This window comes from Pseudomonas viridiflava (assembly GCF_900184295.1).
GTDB lineage: Bacteria > Pseudomonadota > Gammaproteobacteria > Pseudomonadales > Pseudomonadaceae > Aquipseudomonas > Aquipseudomonas viridiflava.
Window position 1 is genome coordinate 5,038,173 of record NZ_LT855380.1, and the last position, 15,896, is coordinate 5,054,068.

13 protein-coding genes are annotated in these 15,896 nt (G+C 53.8%); 3 read left to right on the top strand and 10 right to left on the bottom strand.

All coding sequences use genetic code 11. From position 1 onward, the window contains the following. Positions 1–78: 78 nt before the first annotated feature. A complete protein-coding gene (locus CFBP1590_RS22660; protein WP_088235962.1) occupies positions 79–897 on the top strand; it encodes a hypothetical protein in 819 nt (272 codons plus the stop codon). Positions 898–1,205: 308 nt separating this feature from the next. Here the strand turns inward: CFBP1590_RS22660 and CFBP1590_RS22665 are convergent, their stop codons facing one another. From CFBP1590_RS22665 to CFBP1590_RS22700, 9 genes are all read right to left on the bottom strand, one after another. Further along, complete coding sequence (locus tag CFBP1590_RS22665; RefSeq protein WP_088235963.1) at positions 1,206–2,270, bottom strand: HNH endonuclease; 1,065 nt, start codon at positions 2,268–2,270, stop codon at positions 1,206–1,208. Then, on the bottom strand, positions 2,270–4,114 hold the full coding sequence (locus tag CFBP1590_RS22670; protein WP_088235964.1) for a restriction system-associated AAA family ATPase: 1,845 nt from the start codon (positions 4,112–4,114) through the stop codon (positions 2,270–2,272). The genes CFBP1590_RS22665 and CFBP1590_RS22670 overlap by 1 nt, the downstream gene beginning before the upstream one ends. Then, positions 4,111–5,742, bottom strand: a complete 1,632-nt coding sequence (locus CFBP1590_RS22675) for a restriction endonuclease subunit S (RefSeq protein WP_088235965.1) — start codon at positions 5,740–5,742, stop codon at positions 4,111–4,113. Before CFBP1590_RS22675 ends, CFBP1590_RS22670 begins: the two co-directional genes overlap by 4 nt. Further along, positions 5,739–7,448, bottom strand: a complete 1,710-nt coding sequence (locus CFBP1590_RS22680) for a type I restriction-modification system subunit M (protein WP_088235966.1) — start codon at positions 7,446–7,448, stop codon at positions 5,739–5,741. Before CFBP1590_RS22680 ends, CFBP1590_RS22675 begins: the two co-directional genes overlap by 4 nt. Before the next feature lie 15 nt (positions 7,449–7,463). Beyond that, a complete protein-coding gene (locus CFBP1590_RS22685) occupies positions 7,464–10,262 on the bottom strand; it encodes a type I restriction endonuclease subunit R (RefSeq protein ID WP_088235967.1) in 2,799 nt (932 codons plus the stop codon). 427 nt (positions 10,263–10,689) lie between these two features. Further along, the gene (locus CFBP1590_RS28170) at positions 10,690–10,896 is read right to left on the bottom strand and encodes a hypothetical protein (protein WP_231991759.1); all 207 of its coding nucleotides are present in this window, start codon (positions 10,894–10,896) and stop codon (positions 10,690–10,692) included. Between the two features lie 27 nt (positions 10,897–10,923). After that, positions 10,924–11,322: a hypothetical protein gene (locus CFBP1590_RS28175; RefSeq protein ID WP_231991761.1), complete on the bottom strand. Its 399-nt coding sequence runs from the start codon at positions 11,320–11,322 to the stop codon at positions 10,924–10,926. A gap of 100 nt (positions 11,323–11,422) precedes the next feature. Next, complete coding sequence (locus CFBP1590_RS22695; RefSeq protein WP_143517778.1) at positions 11,423–12,124, bottom strand: inovirus Gp2 family protein; 702 nt, start codon at positions 12,122–12,124, stop codon at positions 11,423–11,425. 470 nt (positions 12,125–12,594) lie between these two features. Then, on the bottom strand, positions 12,595–12,951 hold the full coding sequence (locus CFBP1590_RS22700; RefSeq protein ID WP_088235968.1) for a DUF7079 family protein: 357 nt from the start codon (positions 12,949–12,951) through the stop codon (positions 12,595–12,597). A 317-nt stretch (positions 12,952–13,268) separates the two neighbouring features. Between CFBP1590_RS22700 and CFBP1590_RS22710 the strand changes: the two genes are divergently transcribed. Together CFBP1590_RS22710 and CFBP1590_RS22715 are read left to right on the top strand one after the other, a co-directional pair. Continuing rightward, the gene (locus tag CFBP1590_RS22710; protein ID WP_004883334.1) at positions 13,269–13,514 is read left to right on the top strand and encodes a hypothetical protein; all 246 of its coding nucleotides are present in this window, start codon (positions 13,269–13,271) and stop codon (positions 13,512–13,514) included. Between the two features lie 76 nt (positions 13,515–13,590). Further along, complete coding sequence (locus tag CFBP1590_RS22715) at positions 13,591–14,568, top strand: DNA replication terminus site-binding protein (RefSeq protein WP_088235970.1); 978 nt, start codon at positions 13,591–13,593, stop codon at positions 14,566–14,568. Between the two features lie 436 nt (positions 14,569–15,004). Here CFBP1590_RS22715 and CFBP1590_RS28570 read toward each other — a convergent pair whose 3' ends face one another. After that, complete coding sequence (locus CFBP1590_RS28570) at positions 15,005–15,841, bottom strand: methyl-accepting chemotaxis protein (RefSeq protein ID WP_374729070.1); 837 nt, start codon at positions 15,839–15,841, stop codon at positions 15,005–15,007. Positions 15,842–15,896: the final 55 nt, after the last annotated feature.

Consider the following 15,896-nt stretch of genomic DNA (forward strand, 5'->3'; position numbering starts at 1 on the left):
ACCCTTGCGAGGACTGCCGCTACGATCCGCCACCGCTAAGATAATTGGCTCAAAATGAACTGCTAGGAAGAACGGCTCATGGAAAAGGAAATCGTACAGAGGGCAGTCAGTCGACTTGCCAATACTATGCGCATCTACGGAGAGGAACATATTCGCTACAAAGGATTGGTTGCAATTGACAAAGAGGAAGCAATAGAAAATTTGGATAGAGCGTGGGAGGCCACGCTGGAAGCCTTTCATACATTATATGATGTCTCCAAGGATGATTTCGATTACTTTGCGCAACCAGATACATCATTGCTAATTGCTTTACGCAATGCGCTGCATCACCGCGATCACTCGTTATTTTCCAGTTTGCTTCCTGAATTGTGGCTCAACGAAGGCGCTGAGCGGTTAGAGGGCGCGGCATTTCTGCTGGCGGGTCATAAATCCAGAGGTGGTGCAAGATCATGCATGCACCACTTCGTCAAACTTGAAGATATATATTCGCGCCTAGATCCTAGCAAGAATTCATCAGAACTCCTGCGACTCGGAAAACCATCTGACATCCAAAAGCGGTTCAATCTTATAGCAGAAGGCCTTGAATTTAAAAAGGTTTTGGCAGAAGCTCAGGCCGAACGATATTCAGAAAAAAAAGTATATCTAGATATTATGCCTATTTTTATCTCCGGCGTATGCAGAGTATTCAAAGCTCTCAAACTCCTAGGGATAGAGTTTAAAGGATACGACGCAAAAACCTATGAACAGTGCTTCACGGAAGAGTTAGAAGTAGACCTCACCTCCTTCGAATTTAAAATACTCAGAATTAACATGATCCAGCTTCACCTTGGACCTACCCTGACAATCAATGAGGCTGCCACTACGTATTTCCGCAAGAGGCGCGAAGAAGACGCCTAAAATATTTTCTGAAAGTCATACCAGCTCTTGCCCGATAACCTTGGCGTCCACCTTGCGGTAGGTGGGGTTCATAGATCGGTTACCGTCCATGAACATGCCTATCTTCCCTATTGGCTTCCAAAGGCCAGCAACTTGCCGCGCTAGCCCAGATGATTCAAGGCTAACGGCGCAAGAGGATGAACAGTTTCACTAAAAGCGGCAACGCCGATGGCGACTGAATCCGCTCAGCATCAAGGATGATTAAATGCTTACCTGAGCCTAACGCATCAACTTAGCGAGAGCACCAAAAGAAACTCCATCACCCCGCGTCAAGAATATTTCTCTATAGCCGCCAGCAAGCCTATATCCTGGCAGCATTGCATAAACGCCTGCTTGAGAAAATTGACATTTGCAAATGGGTCTGACTGAGCAATGTCCTCAATGTACTCGCTTGCACTGTACGCTCGACGCCGATTTAGAATCCTGAACTGTTCAATCCAGTCACTAGCATCTGCGCTGCAAAATTTAGCCTTGTAGCGCTCTTCAATGCCATAAACATCTTTCCAGGTTTCAATTTCCTCAAAGTTGACTGCAGGTCCAAATTTCAGATTGATGTCTGCTGGAGTCAAGTTAGCGACCCCTGAGTGTTGTAGAGTAACCTGAATCTCGATAGTTGGGCCAGCAACATACGGGTAGAAAGCTTTGCGCCGTCCGAAATCGTTGTGCGCAGGATCCTTGCTCAACTTATAAACACTATTACATTCGTGGCAGGCAGGTGCCAAATTTTGGAAATTAATGGAATTAAATGGGTACCGATATTTTGGAAGGTAATGATCGTACGCCTCCCTACGAGTATGATGAATACCTTTTAAGTCATTAATTCCACAGAACGGGCATTTACCGACCTTATTTATTTCGAAAAATTTTTTGTTGTGATCTTTAATATCGCCGATTTTCCCTTTGATCGCTGACAGCCCAAGAGTTGAATTATCGTAAAGCCCACGGAAAAATTCCGCCAGTTTCTTGCCAAGGATTGGATATGCAGAAATAACGTCTTTGTATCTCGCGAGCGGCACTGCCGGATCATTGGCGCACGCTTTCTCCAGATCGTTATTGCCGCGGTACCACTGCTGAAAGTCGCTGATCTGCGCGGCGGTCAGTGCCGAAAACAGACCGTAGATGCGTTCCACATGCCCAGCAAAGAACATTGCTCCTTTTCCGTCGTCGTAGTGGAGTGCCGTCATCACTTCGTGGAGGTCAGGGTTCGCAACAAATAGGTCCAAACTGTAATCGCCACTTGTCGGTGCCTTGCACCACACCTCATGAAATATGAAGTCGATGAAAACCTGCATTTTTTCTATCTGGTGCGGCACGTAGGTGTACGGAAATAGCATCAGCCCTGAGCCTCCCCATTGCCAGGTTGATTTCCGTCGAGGATGGCCTTGATCAGCAGCACTTTCTCCACCGAGTCGCCGAGTTGCTGGTTAATCTCCGAGATCAACGATTCCTTGTCTTCATCCCCCTGTTCGAAGCGTGCGCGCAATGCCTCCAGCAATGCTTGGGCATGGCCGCCGATGGTTTCGCGCTTGCCGAAGGTGTTCATGGTGATCTTGTTGATCGAAGCGCCCAGGGTGTTGTAGTCCGGGTGACGGATGCTGACCGTGTTGCTGGTTTTGTCTTTGGCAAACACCAATACCTTGTCCGGCTTGCTGTCGGAGATCAGGAAAGGCGTGTGGGTAGTGATCAGCATTTCCTGCGCAAACTCACCCTTGCCAGGCAGGCACTGGCGCAGGCGGGTGATGAAATTGGCGCGCCAGTCCGGGTTGAAGTGCGTTTCCGGCTCATCGAGCAGGAACAGGCTGTTGGTGTCACGGAACAACAGGCACAAGCCCAGGCTGTGCAGCAACTGGTGTTCACCATCCGACAACTCCTTGAGCATCACCGGCTCGGCCACCCCTTGCTTGGTGAAGCGCACGAACTTGAAACGCATGATGCGCTGGTCAGAAGCCAGCGTCGGCACCGTTTCGCTGACGTAATGACTGGTTGAGGTGTATAGATCCGACTTCAGTGCATCGCTCACGACATATAAGTTGAGCGTCAATAACACCTGAAATGCCTGGAACAGTGCCAGTGGAGAGTTTTCGAAGTTTTCACGAAAGACTTGCTTCGTCGCCTCATTCACCCAGAAATCGAGGATGAGCGTGTCGGTTGCCTCGTCCTCATAAACTAGAGTTGCACACCGTTTAAGTCTTGTAATCGCCGGATCAAAATTTTCATACTTCGTTGCCGACGTCTCTTGCTCCGATCTCAGCTCTTGTTGAAGCCTCTCATCGGCCTCCAACGCGTGCAGCAGATTCAGGCGATAGCGTGTGTTGCCCATCTCGTCGGTTTCCGCATGCAAGGCCGGGTTGCCCTTTACGATATCCTCAGGCGACTGGCGCAGGCTTTCATCTTCACTGGCGAAGGCAGCCAGTTGCTCCGGTCGCAATTCAATGTTGCGGCGCAGAATGATGCGGAACTCCTGTAGGGCCTCGATACCCACATCCTCGCGGAAAGGCTGCAAGGTGGCTTCATCCTGAAATAGCAGGTTGCACAGCAGAATGGCATGGCTGAAGCTGCTGTCCAGATAGGCCAGCCGCGTTTCCGGGTGACCGGGGTAGCTCCACTGTCGTGTGAGTGCTTTCCAGTATTCGTCGAACTGCACGAAACGCATCTTGAAAAATGGCAGGCTGAGAATTTCATTCTCGCCCGACGAATAGCCCAGCACATACTGCGGCATTAGGATGGCGGCATGCCCCCCCTTGAAAACCTCGTACGCATCGGTGCTGAAGTCGTCCTGGTTCTCCCACAGAAAGCGCACCGATTCGCCGGCGTTTTTCCACACGCACACTTTCGCCCACTCCGAGCTATCGGGACTACGGTACTCGACGGCCACGCGGATCAGGTAATCCAGCTCAAAAGCGACGGGCGAAAAATCTAGCGCCTCGTCTTGCAGCGCTTCGGGTAGAAAGCTGCGGCGCACGCGCAAGACTTCCAGCTGATAGAAGATTGCAGCCAGGACTTCGAGCAGGTTGGATTTGCCGCTGCCATTCGGCCCGGCGCAGACGAAGGGTGCAAAGCCAGCGGGCTGCGCCAATTCGTCTTGCAAGCTCCAATCCGTACGGAAGTAATGTTCAAAACCACAGGGCAAGCTGCGAAAGCCTTTCGGGTCGGTGATCTTGAGGCGCAGCAGCTTCATGCCTGAGCAACCTTAAGCTCAACCATGTTCCCGAAGATAGGTTTACCGCTTTCTTTTTCGTGGCCAGTGATGTTTCGCGTCTGTTCAAGATGGCCAGCGGTCAATGCCTCAAACACCCAGGACTTGATGTGCTCGTAGGCATCGGCATCCAGCTCAAAATCGTTGTCCGGATGCAATACTGCCAATCGGGTTTGCGCGGCGGCGATGAAGCTTTCTACGGAGAAAGCTGCACAACCCAACTGCGCACGGTAGGCCTCCAGCCAAAAGTGCAGCAGTGGCTGAAGCTGTTCGCGGTATTCCAGTGCCGACAACAGCAATTCGGGTTCAGGCAGCTTGATCGTTGGCGCAGCGGTGGGCGTAGGCAAAGCAGTGGCCACAGTGCTCACGCCTTCGATGGGGGCGGCAGGCAGCGCCACCCGCGACAAATCCAGCTCGCCCTTGAAGGCCTGCTGGCTCAGTGCGCCGTAGAGCGCCTCGAGGTTGCAGAGACTTTGTAGATAGCTGGACCTCAATTTGTCTACTTGCCCATGGATATCTGCGAATCTGTTCTGCAGCTCGATTGGCGGACGCTTGATTTTGGTCTCTTTGATGAGACCCAAGTTTAGGCCGCTCATGATTGCCCCTCTGTTCTTGCTGGCGAACTGCTTCCGAACAAATGGGCTGGAATGAATGGAGTAGGACAAGAACAGAGGATTGGCGACTTCTCGGTTCAAAGTAATTGCCGCAAGGTGCTTGGTATTGATAGCAACAGGAATATCGTCAGGGATTACTGCCGAACGACCGATGGTGCCCATAATCGTGACAATGACGTCGCCCGGGAAGATTCGATAGCTCTGAAGCTCCTGATACTTTTCGTCGGAAATGAAACGACGTTCCCCCCAGGCAAATCGATTCTGCACGGCGTTATCTATGCCAAGCACTGCCACATCGCCTTCCGAAGTGAACTCACTATGCAGCAAATTTGAGCCAAAAGGCCCTGTTCGCATCGCACCTTTGTGCTCGGCGGCAAGTTCGCGAATTTCAACTTGCGGCCAAGTTTCATGACCGGGGCTGTCAGGCCCAAACATCTCCAGAAACACGCTTCTGAGCAGGTCGTCGAGTTGCCGCAGATGTTGTTTGCGCTGGGCGACCAGCCCTTCCACTTTGCAAAGCAGATGGGCAATGCGGATTTGGTCGTCGAGGGACCATTTCGGAACTTCAAAAGTTTCTAGGAACTCAGCTGGCACACGCTTGTGGCCCGCAGCCCCTTTCATCGAATTTTGACCAAGGAACAAGAGCTGCTTGCTGCGCACCAAGTGATAAAGAAAGCGCGAGTCAACCTTCCCTGGAATAGCGCGGAGTACGTGAAACTCCGTTGAGCCGAAGCCGATAGGATGCTCTAAATTATCTGCAAGTGCAGATTTCCCATTCTCAAAACATGGGGTTATTTTTGCCAGCAAGACGTCGCCCCGCTGGAAGTACGTAAAACCTTTTTTGACTTCACCGAAGTTACGAGTTTCCTGAAGGGTTATTCCTCCATCTTCAGAGACGGAGGCCATTGGGACAAACGAAATTTCTCTCGAATCTTCGAGCCCCCTTGGTAACCGAGGATTTATTTGTACAATCCGAGACAGCGGGACGGTCTTCATCCCACCATCCCCTTCAGTTCCAGCAGCTCGCGCACGATGCCACTCTGCAACTTGGCCAGTGCCGATTCATCCACATCGCCCACCTCAGCCTGAATCAGCCGATCCAGAATCAGGCCCGACGCGTCGTAATGCACTTCCTCGAAAACGTCTTCCTTGTAGCGGGAAAGGGAGAGGTCGTAGTTGTTCTTCTCGTCCGCGATCTCGCTGCGCGGCACCATGAAACATTTAGCCGTGCGATCGGTGTCTGTTGTGGCACTTCTGGCGTGGTACCTGATGATGATGTCTTGCAGGTCACCTAAACCTTCTTGCTTACTGCGCTTGTCGTCCAGCGAATAGCCATCGGCGGACATCTCATAAAACCAGACGTGTTCGGTGGCGGGCTGGGAAACCTTCTCTTTTGGCCCCCAAACCTTGGTGAACAGCAGAATGGCGGTGCTGACGCCGGCATAGGGTTTGAATACACCGCTGGGCAGGCTGATCACGGCCTTAAGATCGCAGCTGTCCACGAGCTTTTGGCGCAGAGCTTTGAACGCGCCACCGGCCCCGAACAACACGCCCTGCGGAACGATAACGCACGCGGTACCACCCTTTTTGAGCAAGCGGTATATGTTCTCGACGAACAATAGCTCGGTCTTGGTAGTCCCGAGTGTCAGGTTTTCATTGATGTCGCCCTTATCGATGCTGCCTGTGAAGGGCGGGTTCGCCATCACGATGTCGTATTCGGATTCCTCTGTGTAGCTCTTGCTGAGAGTGTCCTTGTAGTCAATGTGCGGCTCGTCGATGCCGTGCATCATGAGATTCATCAACCCCAGACGCACCATGGTGGCGTCAATGTCGTAGCCATAGAGGGTTTCTTGCAGAATATTTTGTGCCTGCTCAGTTAGGGCGGCGGCGACCGAGGTGCGCACGAAGCCATCTTCATCGGGCATAAGGCTGTTGGTTCCTGCCTTGATAGCGAGCTGGGTGACGATGTACTGATAAGCCCCGAGGAGGAAACCACCTGAGCCACAGGCCGGGTCGGCGATCCTGTGACCCAGTTGCGGCTGCACCAGGTCGGCCATCAGCTTAATGATGTGCCGCGGGGTGCGGAATTGGCCGTTCTTGCCCGCGGTAGCGATTTCCGAGAGCAGGAACTCGTAAACATCGCCCTGAATATCCTGAAACGCTTGACCGTTCTCGCGCGAGTCGCGCTCCATCACCTCAAAGATCTCGTCGATAGTCTTCACCGCCTCGACCAGCAGGGCTGGCTTAGGGATGATGAACACGGCATTTTTCATATGGTGAGTGAAATTGGACTCTGCGCCGTTCAAGTCCTTGAGGAAGGGAAACACCTTGCCTTGAACGTGCTGCAGCATCTCGTCGGTCGGCATGCGCTTAAATTCGCTCCAGCGCAGAGTACTCTTGTCGACACCGTACTGACGCCGATCACGCCCCAGGATCTCGACTAACTCCACCGCACTCTCACGACCACTGAGCTTTGTTCGATGCTCCGGTGGAACCCAGACGCCATCAAACTTTGATGTGTACTCTTCATCTGTCCATTCGGCGTTGGACTGGCGCTTGAGATCCAGCTCATCCAGTCGTTTCATGAACAGCAAGTAGGTGATCTGCTCGATGGCAGTGAGCGGATTGCTGATACCGCCACTCCAAAATTTATTCCAGAGCTGGTCGATCTTACTTTTGAGTTCGGGGTTGTTCTGTAGCATGGGGTGCTCTGCTTTTTAGGCTGCCAACCGTTCGGTCAGCTGCAAGATTTCGTTAATTTCGGCGGGGCTAAACACGCCCCGAATGCCCTGCGGGTGAATGACCGTAAAGGGGGCATTGATCAGGTCCCTCTTCTCCACGTTTTCGCGCTCGATGATGAAGTTCTTCAACAGAGCCAGGAACTCCATCTGTCGAATGCTTAGCGTGGTGTGGGCACGGATGAACTGGTCAAAGGCGTCACTGACTTCATCCGGGAAGCTCTTGAGCACCTCTATGCCGAGGATGTGACGAATGAACTGGATGAAGCGCGCCTTTCGGTTTTTGTAGACCTGCCGCAACAGGCCTTCGGTGATGTGCGGGTGCTCCTCATTTAACAGCTCAGCCAGTTCATTGGCCTCAATGATGCTCACAGCGCCACCGCTCTTAATCTTCTGCAGCACCGGGTTGTGCTCAGTCAGCTCGGCAATCAGATTTTCGACCATTTCACGGTAGCGGCTGATGCTGACCGCCTCGTGCTGAGGACCAAACTCCACCCACTCTTTTCTGTGCAGCTCATCGGCCAGATCGAGGTAGGTTTGCTCCTGGCCGGTGCTCTGCTCGCGGAATTTCATCAGCGGGCCGAGTTTGGCGACCAGTTCGTCGAAGGCATCTTCGTCAGTCTTGGCCCAGTAGTGACTAGTTTGCGCGGCATGGATCAGAGCCTCCTCCTGCTTCACGAAGCTGACCGAGAGCGGCAGTTCGCTGATCTGTTCGACAACACCTTCCTTGATCGTTTCAGCTTGCCCCTTGTCTTCGTTCAGCATGGCCAGTGAGTATTCGAGCATATCTCGCTCGAAGCGCATGGCCTTGAAGTCGGCCTCAGAAACGGTGCGGAAGAGCGGCCTGATCTCGGCACGCAGGAATTCCAGTCGATCGTGGCTGAGGCTGATCCAGAAATTTTCGTCTTCCAGTCGCGCCAGCACGGCGGCGGCTTCCTTGATCACCACCGACTCTTTGGGTAGCGCGGTGATTTGCAGGCGCAGCTTAGCGACTTCGCGTACGGCAATGTTGGCGTGGCCGGTGTCGTTGGCCTTCTCGATCTTGTCGAGTCGTAGCCCCACCAACCGCACGGGCAGCGGCAACTGCGGCTTGAGCTCCTTACCCTTGGGGTTAAGCTTGAAGTATTCGAAGTTATCCCAGCAGTCGAGAATCAGGAATATGTCTTTTTCAAGGCACCAAGGCTTGGGCTTGCTGGTTTCCAGCAAACGCGTACCGCGCCCAACCATCTGCCAGAACTTGGTGTACGAATACACCGGCTTGGCGAAGACGAGGTTGACTATCTCGCGCACGTCGATACCGGTGTCGAGCATATCCACACTGATGGCGATGCGCGGCATGTCGCTATTGGTGAATTGATCTAGCAGCCCGCCTTTGCCATAGACGCGCGGATCCTCAGACACCAGTACCTTGGCCAGCTCACCGTTGTATTGCGGGTAGAGCTTGTCGAAGATTTCTTCGATGCGCCGGGCGTGGGCCTTGGTGGCACAGAAGAAGATGGTCTTGCCGGGCAGCACACCGTTGGCGTCCTTAATGGCCTCTTCCATGAACTCGCGGACGATCAAAGCGTTGGTGCCCTTGTTGATCACCTGCTTTTCAAGCTGTGAGCCTTCGAAGTTGATTTCCTCAACCTCTTTACCTTGCAGGATCAGCTTTTTCTGGTCTTCCAGCGAAATGGTGCGTTTGCTGATGCCCTCCATCTGGAACTTGGTCTGAATCTTCATGACCTGAAAGTTGCAGAGGTAAGGCGGCACGTTGTTCACGGCCTCTTCGAAGGTGTAGGCAAAGGTCGGTAGGCCGTCTTCGCAGTGGAAAAGCTGGAAGGTGTTGTGATCGATGATATCGGTCGGCGTGGCCGTCAAACCTAGAGTGATGGTTTTGAAGTAATTGAGCACTTCGCCGAAGGTGTTGTAGATGGAACGGTGGCTCTCATCAACGACTATGAAATCGAAGAAGTGTGGTGACAGGTGCTGTATCCCGTCCCGAATGATGTTGAGCATCGTGGGATAGGTGGAAACGTAAATGCGCCGGTCTTTGGCAATTAGCTTTTCGCCCACATTAGGCCAGCGTGGCTCGTTGGGCATGTGCTCCTTGAAGGCTGCCAGTGCCTGCTCGCGTAGAGCGATGCGGTCGACCAGGAACAGCACCTTTTCGGCGTGGCCAGCACGCATCAGGGCATCGACCATGGCAATGCAGGTGCGTGTCTTACCAGTGCCGGTGGCCATCACCAGCAGGAAATCACGTTTTTTCTTTTCAATGCCTTCGAGCACCGAGCGAATAGCGCGGATCTGGTAATCACGTCCGGCAATAGAGGTGTTGATGAACTCTTGCGTCAGCGGCTTGCGATTACGACGGATATAGGCGAAACGTTCCAGATCGTCGCGCGTGGGAAAGCCAATGACCTTTCGAGGCGTAGCGTTCTCCAAATCCCAGAGGTAGAGCTCGTGGCCATTGGTATAAAAGCAGAACGGCAGCTCACCGCCCAGTTGCTTCTGGATGTTGTAGCAATACTGCTTGGCCTGCTCGCGACCGATGGCGGCATCGCGACTGGTTTTCTTGGCTTCAATCACCGCCAGGGGTTTACCGTCTTTACCCAGCAGGACGTAATCACTGAACTGGCGCCCCTCATAGACGGTGCGCGGCTCGGCCACGCCCTCGGGTAGGGCGGTCAAGATGCCGAATTCTCCGAGAACCTGAGTGGGATCTTTGACGTTCCAGCCGGACAACGCCAATTGCTGATCAATCAGCTCTGAGCGGGTTTGCGCTTCAGATTTTGTCATGAGTAACGTCTTCCCTGTTCTCGGCGTACGACTCTAGGAGGGTGTCAGTTGCTTTGTGTAACTGGCTCATCAGCGATGACATCGATACCGATTGGAGAGATCAGGCCTGCGAGGCCCACAGACTCAGCTGTAACACTAAATCGATACCAAGCTGTCTGCCCGGCAGCTTCGCCATCGCACCGCTGCCGGTGGCGAAGTCTGTGCAGCAAATAGAATGCTGCCGATGCCGCCACAGAGTCAGCATTGGCCCTCATCCAGGCGCGAGTATCATACCTATTCTAAGATCGACCCAAATCCCATAAGACTGAAAAAGCCAATCTCAAGTGGCAACCAGAAAGCCTCAAAACAAGCGGACATCCAAAAAATCACAGACATAAAAAATCCAGCCGCAGCTAAGTGACTGGATTCTAGGCGCTTTCGGGGCGCCTTACCGGTAATTATGGGTCATTTTGTTCAAAATAATGCGGTTGTAGACCTTCCACTGCTGACCGGAGCGATCAGTGGGCACATCTTCCGCAAAGGCCTCATAGGCCAGAACACTGAGGTAGGGAAACAGCTCCAGCAGCGATAAGTGCTTGAGCTGTTTTTCGGCGATGGCTATCAGCTCATCAAAAGGCCTGAGCTGATCAAGCAAGCGATCACAGACACCCAAGAAAACTTGCTACTCATCCCCAGCGAGCGCCGCACGCAGCGCAAGCCAGAGCGGGGATTCTGTACGCTCAAACAGTTTCGAGTAGCGAATCGCCCACTGAAGGTTTTCCGGATTATGGCTAGCGACGTGCAACAGCCGCTCAACACTGACTGCATGATCGAAATGCAGCACCCGGCTGAGGGCCAGGCTGGCGAGTTCGGCCCCAGCTACCGCATCCACATCAAGCCAAAACGATGCCGCTGCCAGGCCTTGCGCACGATCAATCGCTGACAGGTTCTTACCTGCCGGGCGCTGATCAAGGAAATGATGCAACGACTCATCAAGAGCCAGACCCTTGCTGAGTGCCGGCTGATTCCGTTCGTATACCGACTGATAATGCTGTCGGCAGCGCTCTCCCTTTTCTGTCATCCCACAGCGCTCATATCAGCCTTAGATTCCTGGCCGGAGCCTAAACCATCAGCGGGCCAGGATCCCATGGGCATGGTGCTATTGCGCAGCATGAAGGCAGTTATCCCCGACTGCATCCGAATCCATGATGATTATCACCGTAGGACTTCGTAGCGGCTTTGCAGAGGTAGCTTGCCCTAAAGAACAGTGCAGGCAGTTCATCCACATCACCAGGGCGGACATTTCGGTATATTCGGTATTCAGCGTTTGGTGGGATATTCACCAGCCCTCTCACGTCATCAACAGACAGCCCCAGAGCGCTTGCCCAGGCTTCTTTCATGCGGTTATTGATATTGCTGGCTTTAGACTTCAGCCACCCCACCGTGTAGTAGGCCTCCTGATTGAGCAGGATCAGCAGGTGGTAATGCGGGCGTCCCATCTCTCCGATTTCTCTGACCCAGACGTAACGCACCTTGCTGTCATGGGCGTACGGGTTGCGCTGACGGGCCTTGACGCGGTTGTGCTCGATCTTGGCCTTGAAGGAGTCAATAAACCGGCTAATGACTTCGTTGGTGTAAGCGTAGTCAGGCAGGTCAATACTCACCTGTAGGCGTAGATCCACTCGGAATGTCAGCATCCTGCAGTGCTGATCTAGCACTAGGTCAATGGTCTGCTTCAGGCGGAAAAGGTATTCGCGGATGAAGGCCACTACGGCAAGCATTACGGGCAAGCCATCGATGGTAGGTAAGTCGTGCAGGTGAAGGTTGGTGTTATCGCGATGACGAAGCAGAGGGCGTTTGGCGCAGGGGGTATCAAGGTGCATGGTTACTACTCCTGGGTAAGGTTCATAACCAGTGCCAATTGAGTATTTTTTAACCGTTACCTCTTGATGCTCAATCTCCCTGGATACCGTTTATATTCCAATGACCTGATGAGTAGTCCTGGAACCCTCCTGACAAGAAACAGCTCAACGTAATGATCCCGATAGCGGTGATCGCCCAGCTGGATGAATTGGCCGCAAAGCACAAACTGAAGCGACCGCAAGTCATAGAGCGCCTGATAACAGGTGAGTTCGAAGCAGGGGTACACCTTGATTACTAGCAGGCACCCCACGAGCCTTCTTCACGCTGAGTAGGCGGCGCACTTCCCCCGACACTGTCTTGAAGCAACAGCATCAAAAATCTGTATTCCAAACAGTATTCCATGCAGATTTATTAACCGAAATATTCGATTTAAATCAACATGTTAAAATTCCAGTTCAGATCACCCCCGCGCGCTCCCTCGCCAGCAACCTCACAACCTTCCAGCAATTTCCCCCCACAGATAGTCATAGTTATACCTCAGCCACCGGACCAGCAACCTATCGGACTGCCTCCGCACCCAGCTACTCTCACGCTCTGCCAACCGTGCTTCAATCACCTCACTGAGTGAGTCAGGATCGAAGCCTGTCCAGACGGAAGGCACCGCTGCCGCAATGTTGGTGAAGCAAACCGGAGCCACTTCTGAAAAAAATATCTCGTACAACGTGTCCACATCGACGCCCTTGACCTCGTGCGCGATGTAGTCGTAATCGATGGGTAAATCATTGAAGGCTTCGGAAAGCGCAGCTCTGACCGCCGTCAGTTCCGGCTTACTCAGAAAATATCCCAATGGGAAAACTCCTTAGGTTCTTCATCCAATGAGTCCGCAATAGCGCTGCCTGTCAACCTGCCCGCGCTAGATCCAGCCAGTTGATAACACCCATCGTCAAGATCGGCCTTTCGGGCGGTCCAGCCTTGGTTATGAGTGGATGATGCGTCCTGAATTGCTCCGGTCAATTCCAGGATCGTAACAGGCCTGCTTGAGCCGAGACGGTCGCAGGAGCGATCTATAAGATCGATGGCCAACTCAATCACGCTTTCCCATAGCGCTTTCCCTTTCCGCCCAGCAAAATACGACTCACCACCCGCCTCACTCCAGAGCAACCCATGCCCCAAGAAAAACTAGACCTCCTGCGACTCCAGAAACCCATCCGCGACCAGATGAACGACCTCCTCCGCGCCCTCAACGCCACCAGCACCCGCGAAGACCTGGAGGCCGAGCGCGCTATCCAGATCGAGCTGATCCAAAGCCTGGAAAGCACACGAAAGCTGCGCTCGTCAGACGCTGAGGCGTTGTTCATCATTTTCGATGACGCGGTAGAGGCCAAGCTGGACGAACTTCCCAAGGACTGATCCCGTCCCATACTCCATGCACGTACAAAATCACGCGCTACACTGGGGGGTGGTATTAGATTTTTCGGAGATCACCATGTACGTCGATATAACGACTGTCCACGCCCGTCTGGTCAGTAAGATAACGGCATTCAATCAAATGTGGCCTCAATGGGTGGTTCATGGTCAGGTGTGGCAGTTGCCGGTGCTTGCGCAGCAGAAGGCGCTGGATCTGATTGAGGTGCAGCCGCTGGAGGGTCAAGCGGCGATTGAGGCGGCAATGCGGGCGATGACGTTGTTTGAGCGCCTTCCCGGTCAGGCGCCGGGGACGGTGATGCGGTTGCCGGGTTATTTCGCGTTGAGCCGCAGCGTGTTGCCTTGGGTGAAGGAGATCAATCAGCTAAAGGATGACTTGATGGCAGCGGTCGAGCAGACGCGTATCGAGCTCAATCTGGCGACCACGGCGCGGTCGAAGATTCTGCGTCAGGCGTTGGGGCCGATGTTCAGCATGAAGCAGTTGGGGCGTCATACGCAGGTGTTCGATATCTGCCCTCGCCTGATCGTGTTCACGTGGGCCGGGCACACGACCGGCGGCGAGCGGGTGGCGGTGAGCAAGGTTCGGGAGCAGTTGAGCAAGGCGGCCGAGCAGCAGGCGTCGAAAGACCGCGTGGCCATCGAGCAGACGTCGGCGGGTGCCGAGTTGCGGCGCATCGTCAATCTGTCGGATCAGGCGAGTCTCATCAAGTACAAGAAGGTGGCGCCGCATCCCAGGGCGATGGTGTATTTCTCGGCCAGTTCCCGTTACGACGCGATGATCCACAGCAACCTGCCGATGTTTGTGCTGGCTGGTGAAGAGCCCATCGACGTGCATGAGCTTCGTCACTTCAACCGGCATACGCGGCAGGCCGAGCGGCCTGACAAGAAGCCGCGCATCGAGGTGATCCCGCGCATGAATCTGTTTTTGAATCCGGATGATCTGGTGGGTCAGCGCAAATCGGCTGCGGTGGTCAGCAAGCCGAGCGCGGTGGCGTCGACTTATTCGGATCGGAATCAGAACAAGTCGGAGGATGAGTAAACCCGGAGGTGACTCCTGCCATGGATACAAGCGCTGTCTGGCAGGAGCGACTAATAAAAAGAAACCGCTGTTTATTAATCTGCTCGTTCAATAAACATAAAAATCCGACGAACAGTGGTTGCTTTTCTAAACATTGAACAGTTTTGAACGATTACATCCACGGTAGCTGGATCCATGCTTCCAACGATATCTGGCAAGATGAGCAAAGCCATTTTTAAGTACGGCCAAGAGCACAGTAATAAGTCAGACTTTTCAAGCCGTTAATTACCTTCACGAATAACGTTAAAACAGCCTTCACCTCCCATCGAAATTCACCCAATTGGGAATGGATAACGATCAGTTCTACACTTATTTTCCATACAGAAAGTTATCACCGCTAACCAACAAAAAAGGGCCGTCACATGGACGGCCCTTTTCGTTACGATGACGCCTTGAGTTATATCTTGAAGCTGGCCACCAGTTGTTTCAAACGTCCGGCCTGCTGGGAAAGTGCCGCGCAATCCTTGAGGGTTTCGTTGAGGTTGGCGACGCCCTGCTGGTTGAGCGAGTTGATCTGGTTGATGTCGATGTTGAGCGTTTCCACCACGGCGGTCTGCTCTTCGGTCGCAGCGGCAACCGACTGGTTCATGCCGTCGATTTCGCCGATGCGGCGGGTCACATCGCGCAGGCGGTTGCCGGCCTGGTTGGCGACTTCGACGCTGCCCTGGCTGGATGCCTGGCTCTCGTTCATGTTCACCACGGCGTCCTGGGAGCCGGTCTGCAGCTCGCCGATCATCTTGTGGATCTCGTCGGCAGACACCTGAGTGCGGTGCGCAAGGTTACGCACTTCATCGGCCACCACGGCAAAGCCACGACCGGCTTCACCGGCGCGCGCAGCTTCGATGGCGGCGTTGAGGGCCAGCAGGTTGGTCTGCTGCGAGATGCCTTTGATCACGTCCAGGATCTGCCCGATGTTGTCGGTGCTGGCGTTGAGCTGGGCGATCTGGGTGCAGGAATCGCTGATCTTGGTCGAAAGCTCGCTCATGGCGTGGATGGTTTTTTCCACCACCACCTGACCGTCTTCGGCCTGGGTGCGCGCTTCGCTGGCCTGGATGGAGGCATCCGAGGCGTTGCGGGCGATTTCCTGGGTGGCTGCGCCCAGTTCGTTGATGGCTGCGGCGACGCTGTTGGTGCGCGCGCTCTGCTCATCGAAGCCGATGATCGAGGAGTTGGACGATTGCACCACGCGCTGCGACAGGTCATGCACCTGCAGCGTGGCGGAGGACACTTCCACGATGGAGGCGTGGACACGCTCGACGAACTGGTTGAACGAGCTGCCCAGATCGGCG

Coding starts and splice junctions, on each gene's coding strand:
- CFBP1590_RS22670 (WP_088235964.1), bottom strand. CDS start 4,114: ATGAAGCTGCTGCGCCTCAAGATCACCGACCCGAAAGGCTTTCGCAGC.
- CFBP1590_RS22695 (WP_143517778.1), bottom strand. CDS start 12,124: ATGCACCTTGATACCCCCTGCGCCAAACGCCCTCTGCTTCGTCATCGC.
- CFBP1590_RS22675 (WP_088235965.1), bottom strand. CDS start 5,742: ATGAAGACCGTCCCGCTGTCTCGGATTGTACAAATAAATCCTCGGTTA.
- CFBP1590_RS22665 (WP_088235963.1), bottom strand. CDS start 2,270: ATGCTATTTCCGTACACCTACGTGCCGCACCAGATAGAAAAAATGCAG.
- CFBP1590_RS22710 (WP_004883334.1), top strand. CDS start 13,269: ATGCCCCAAGAAAAACTAGACCTCCTGCGACTCCAGAAACCCATCCGC.
- CFBP1590_RS28175 (WP_231991761.1), bottom strand. CDS start 11,322: ATGACAGAAAAGGGAGAGCGCTGCCGACAGCATTATCAGTCGGTATAC.
- CFBP1590_RS22715 (WP_088235970.1), top strand. CDS start 13,591: ATGTACGTCGATATAACGACTGTCCACGCCCGTCTGGTCAGTAAGATA.
- CFBP1590_RS22685 (WP_088235967.1), bottom strand. CDS start 10,262: ATGACAAAATCTGAAGCGCAAACCCGCTCAGAGCTGATTGATCAGCAA.
- CFBP1590_RS22660 (WP_088235962.1), top strand. CDS start 79: ATGGAAAAGGAAATCGTACAGAGGGCAGTCAGTCGACTTGCCAATACT.
- CFBP1590_RS22680 (WP_088235966.1), bottom strand. CDS start 7,448: ATGCTACAGAACAACCCCGAACTCAAAAGTAAGATCGACCAGCTCTGG.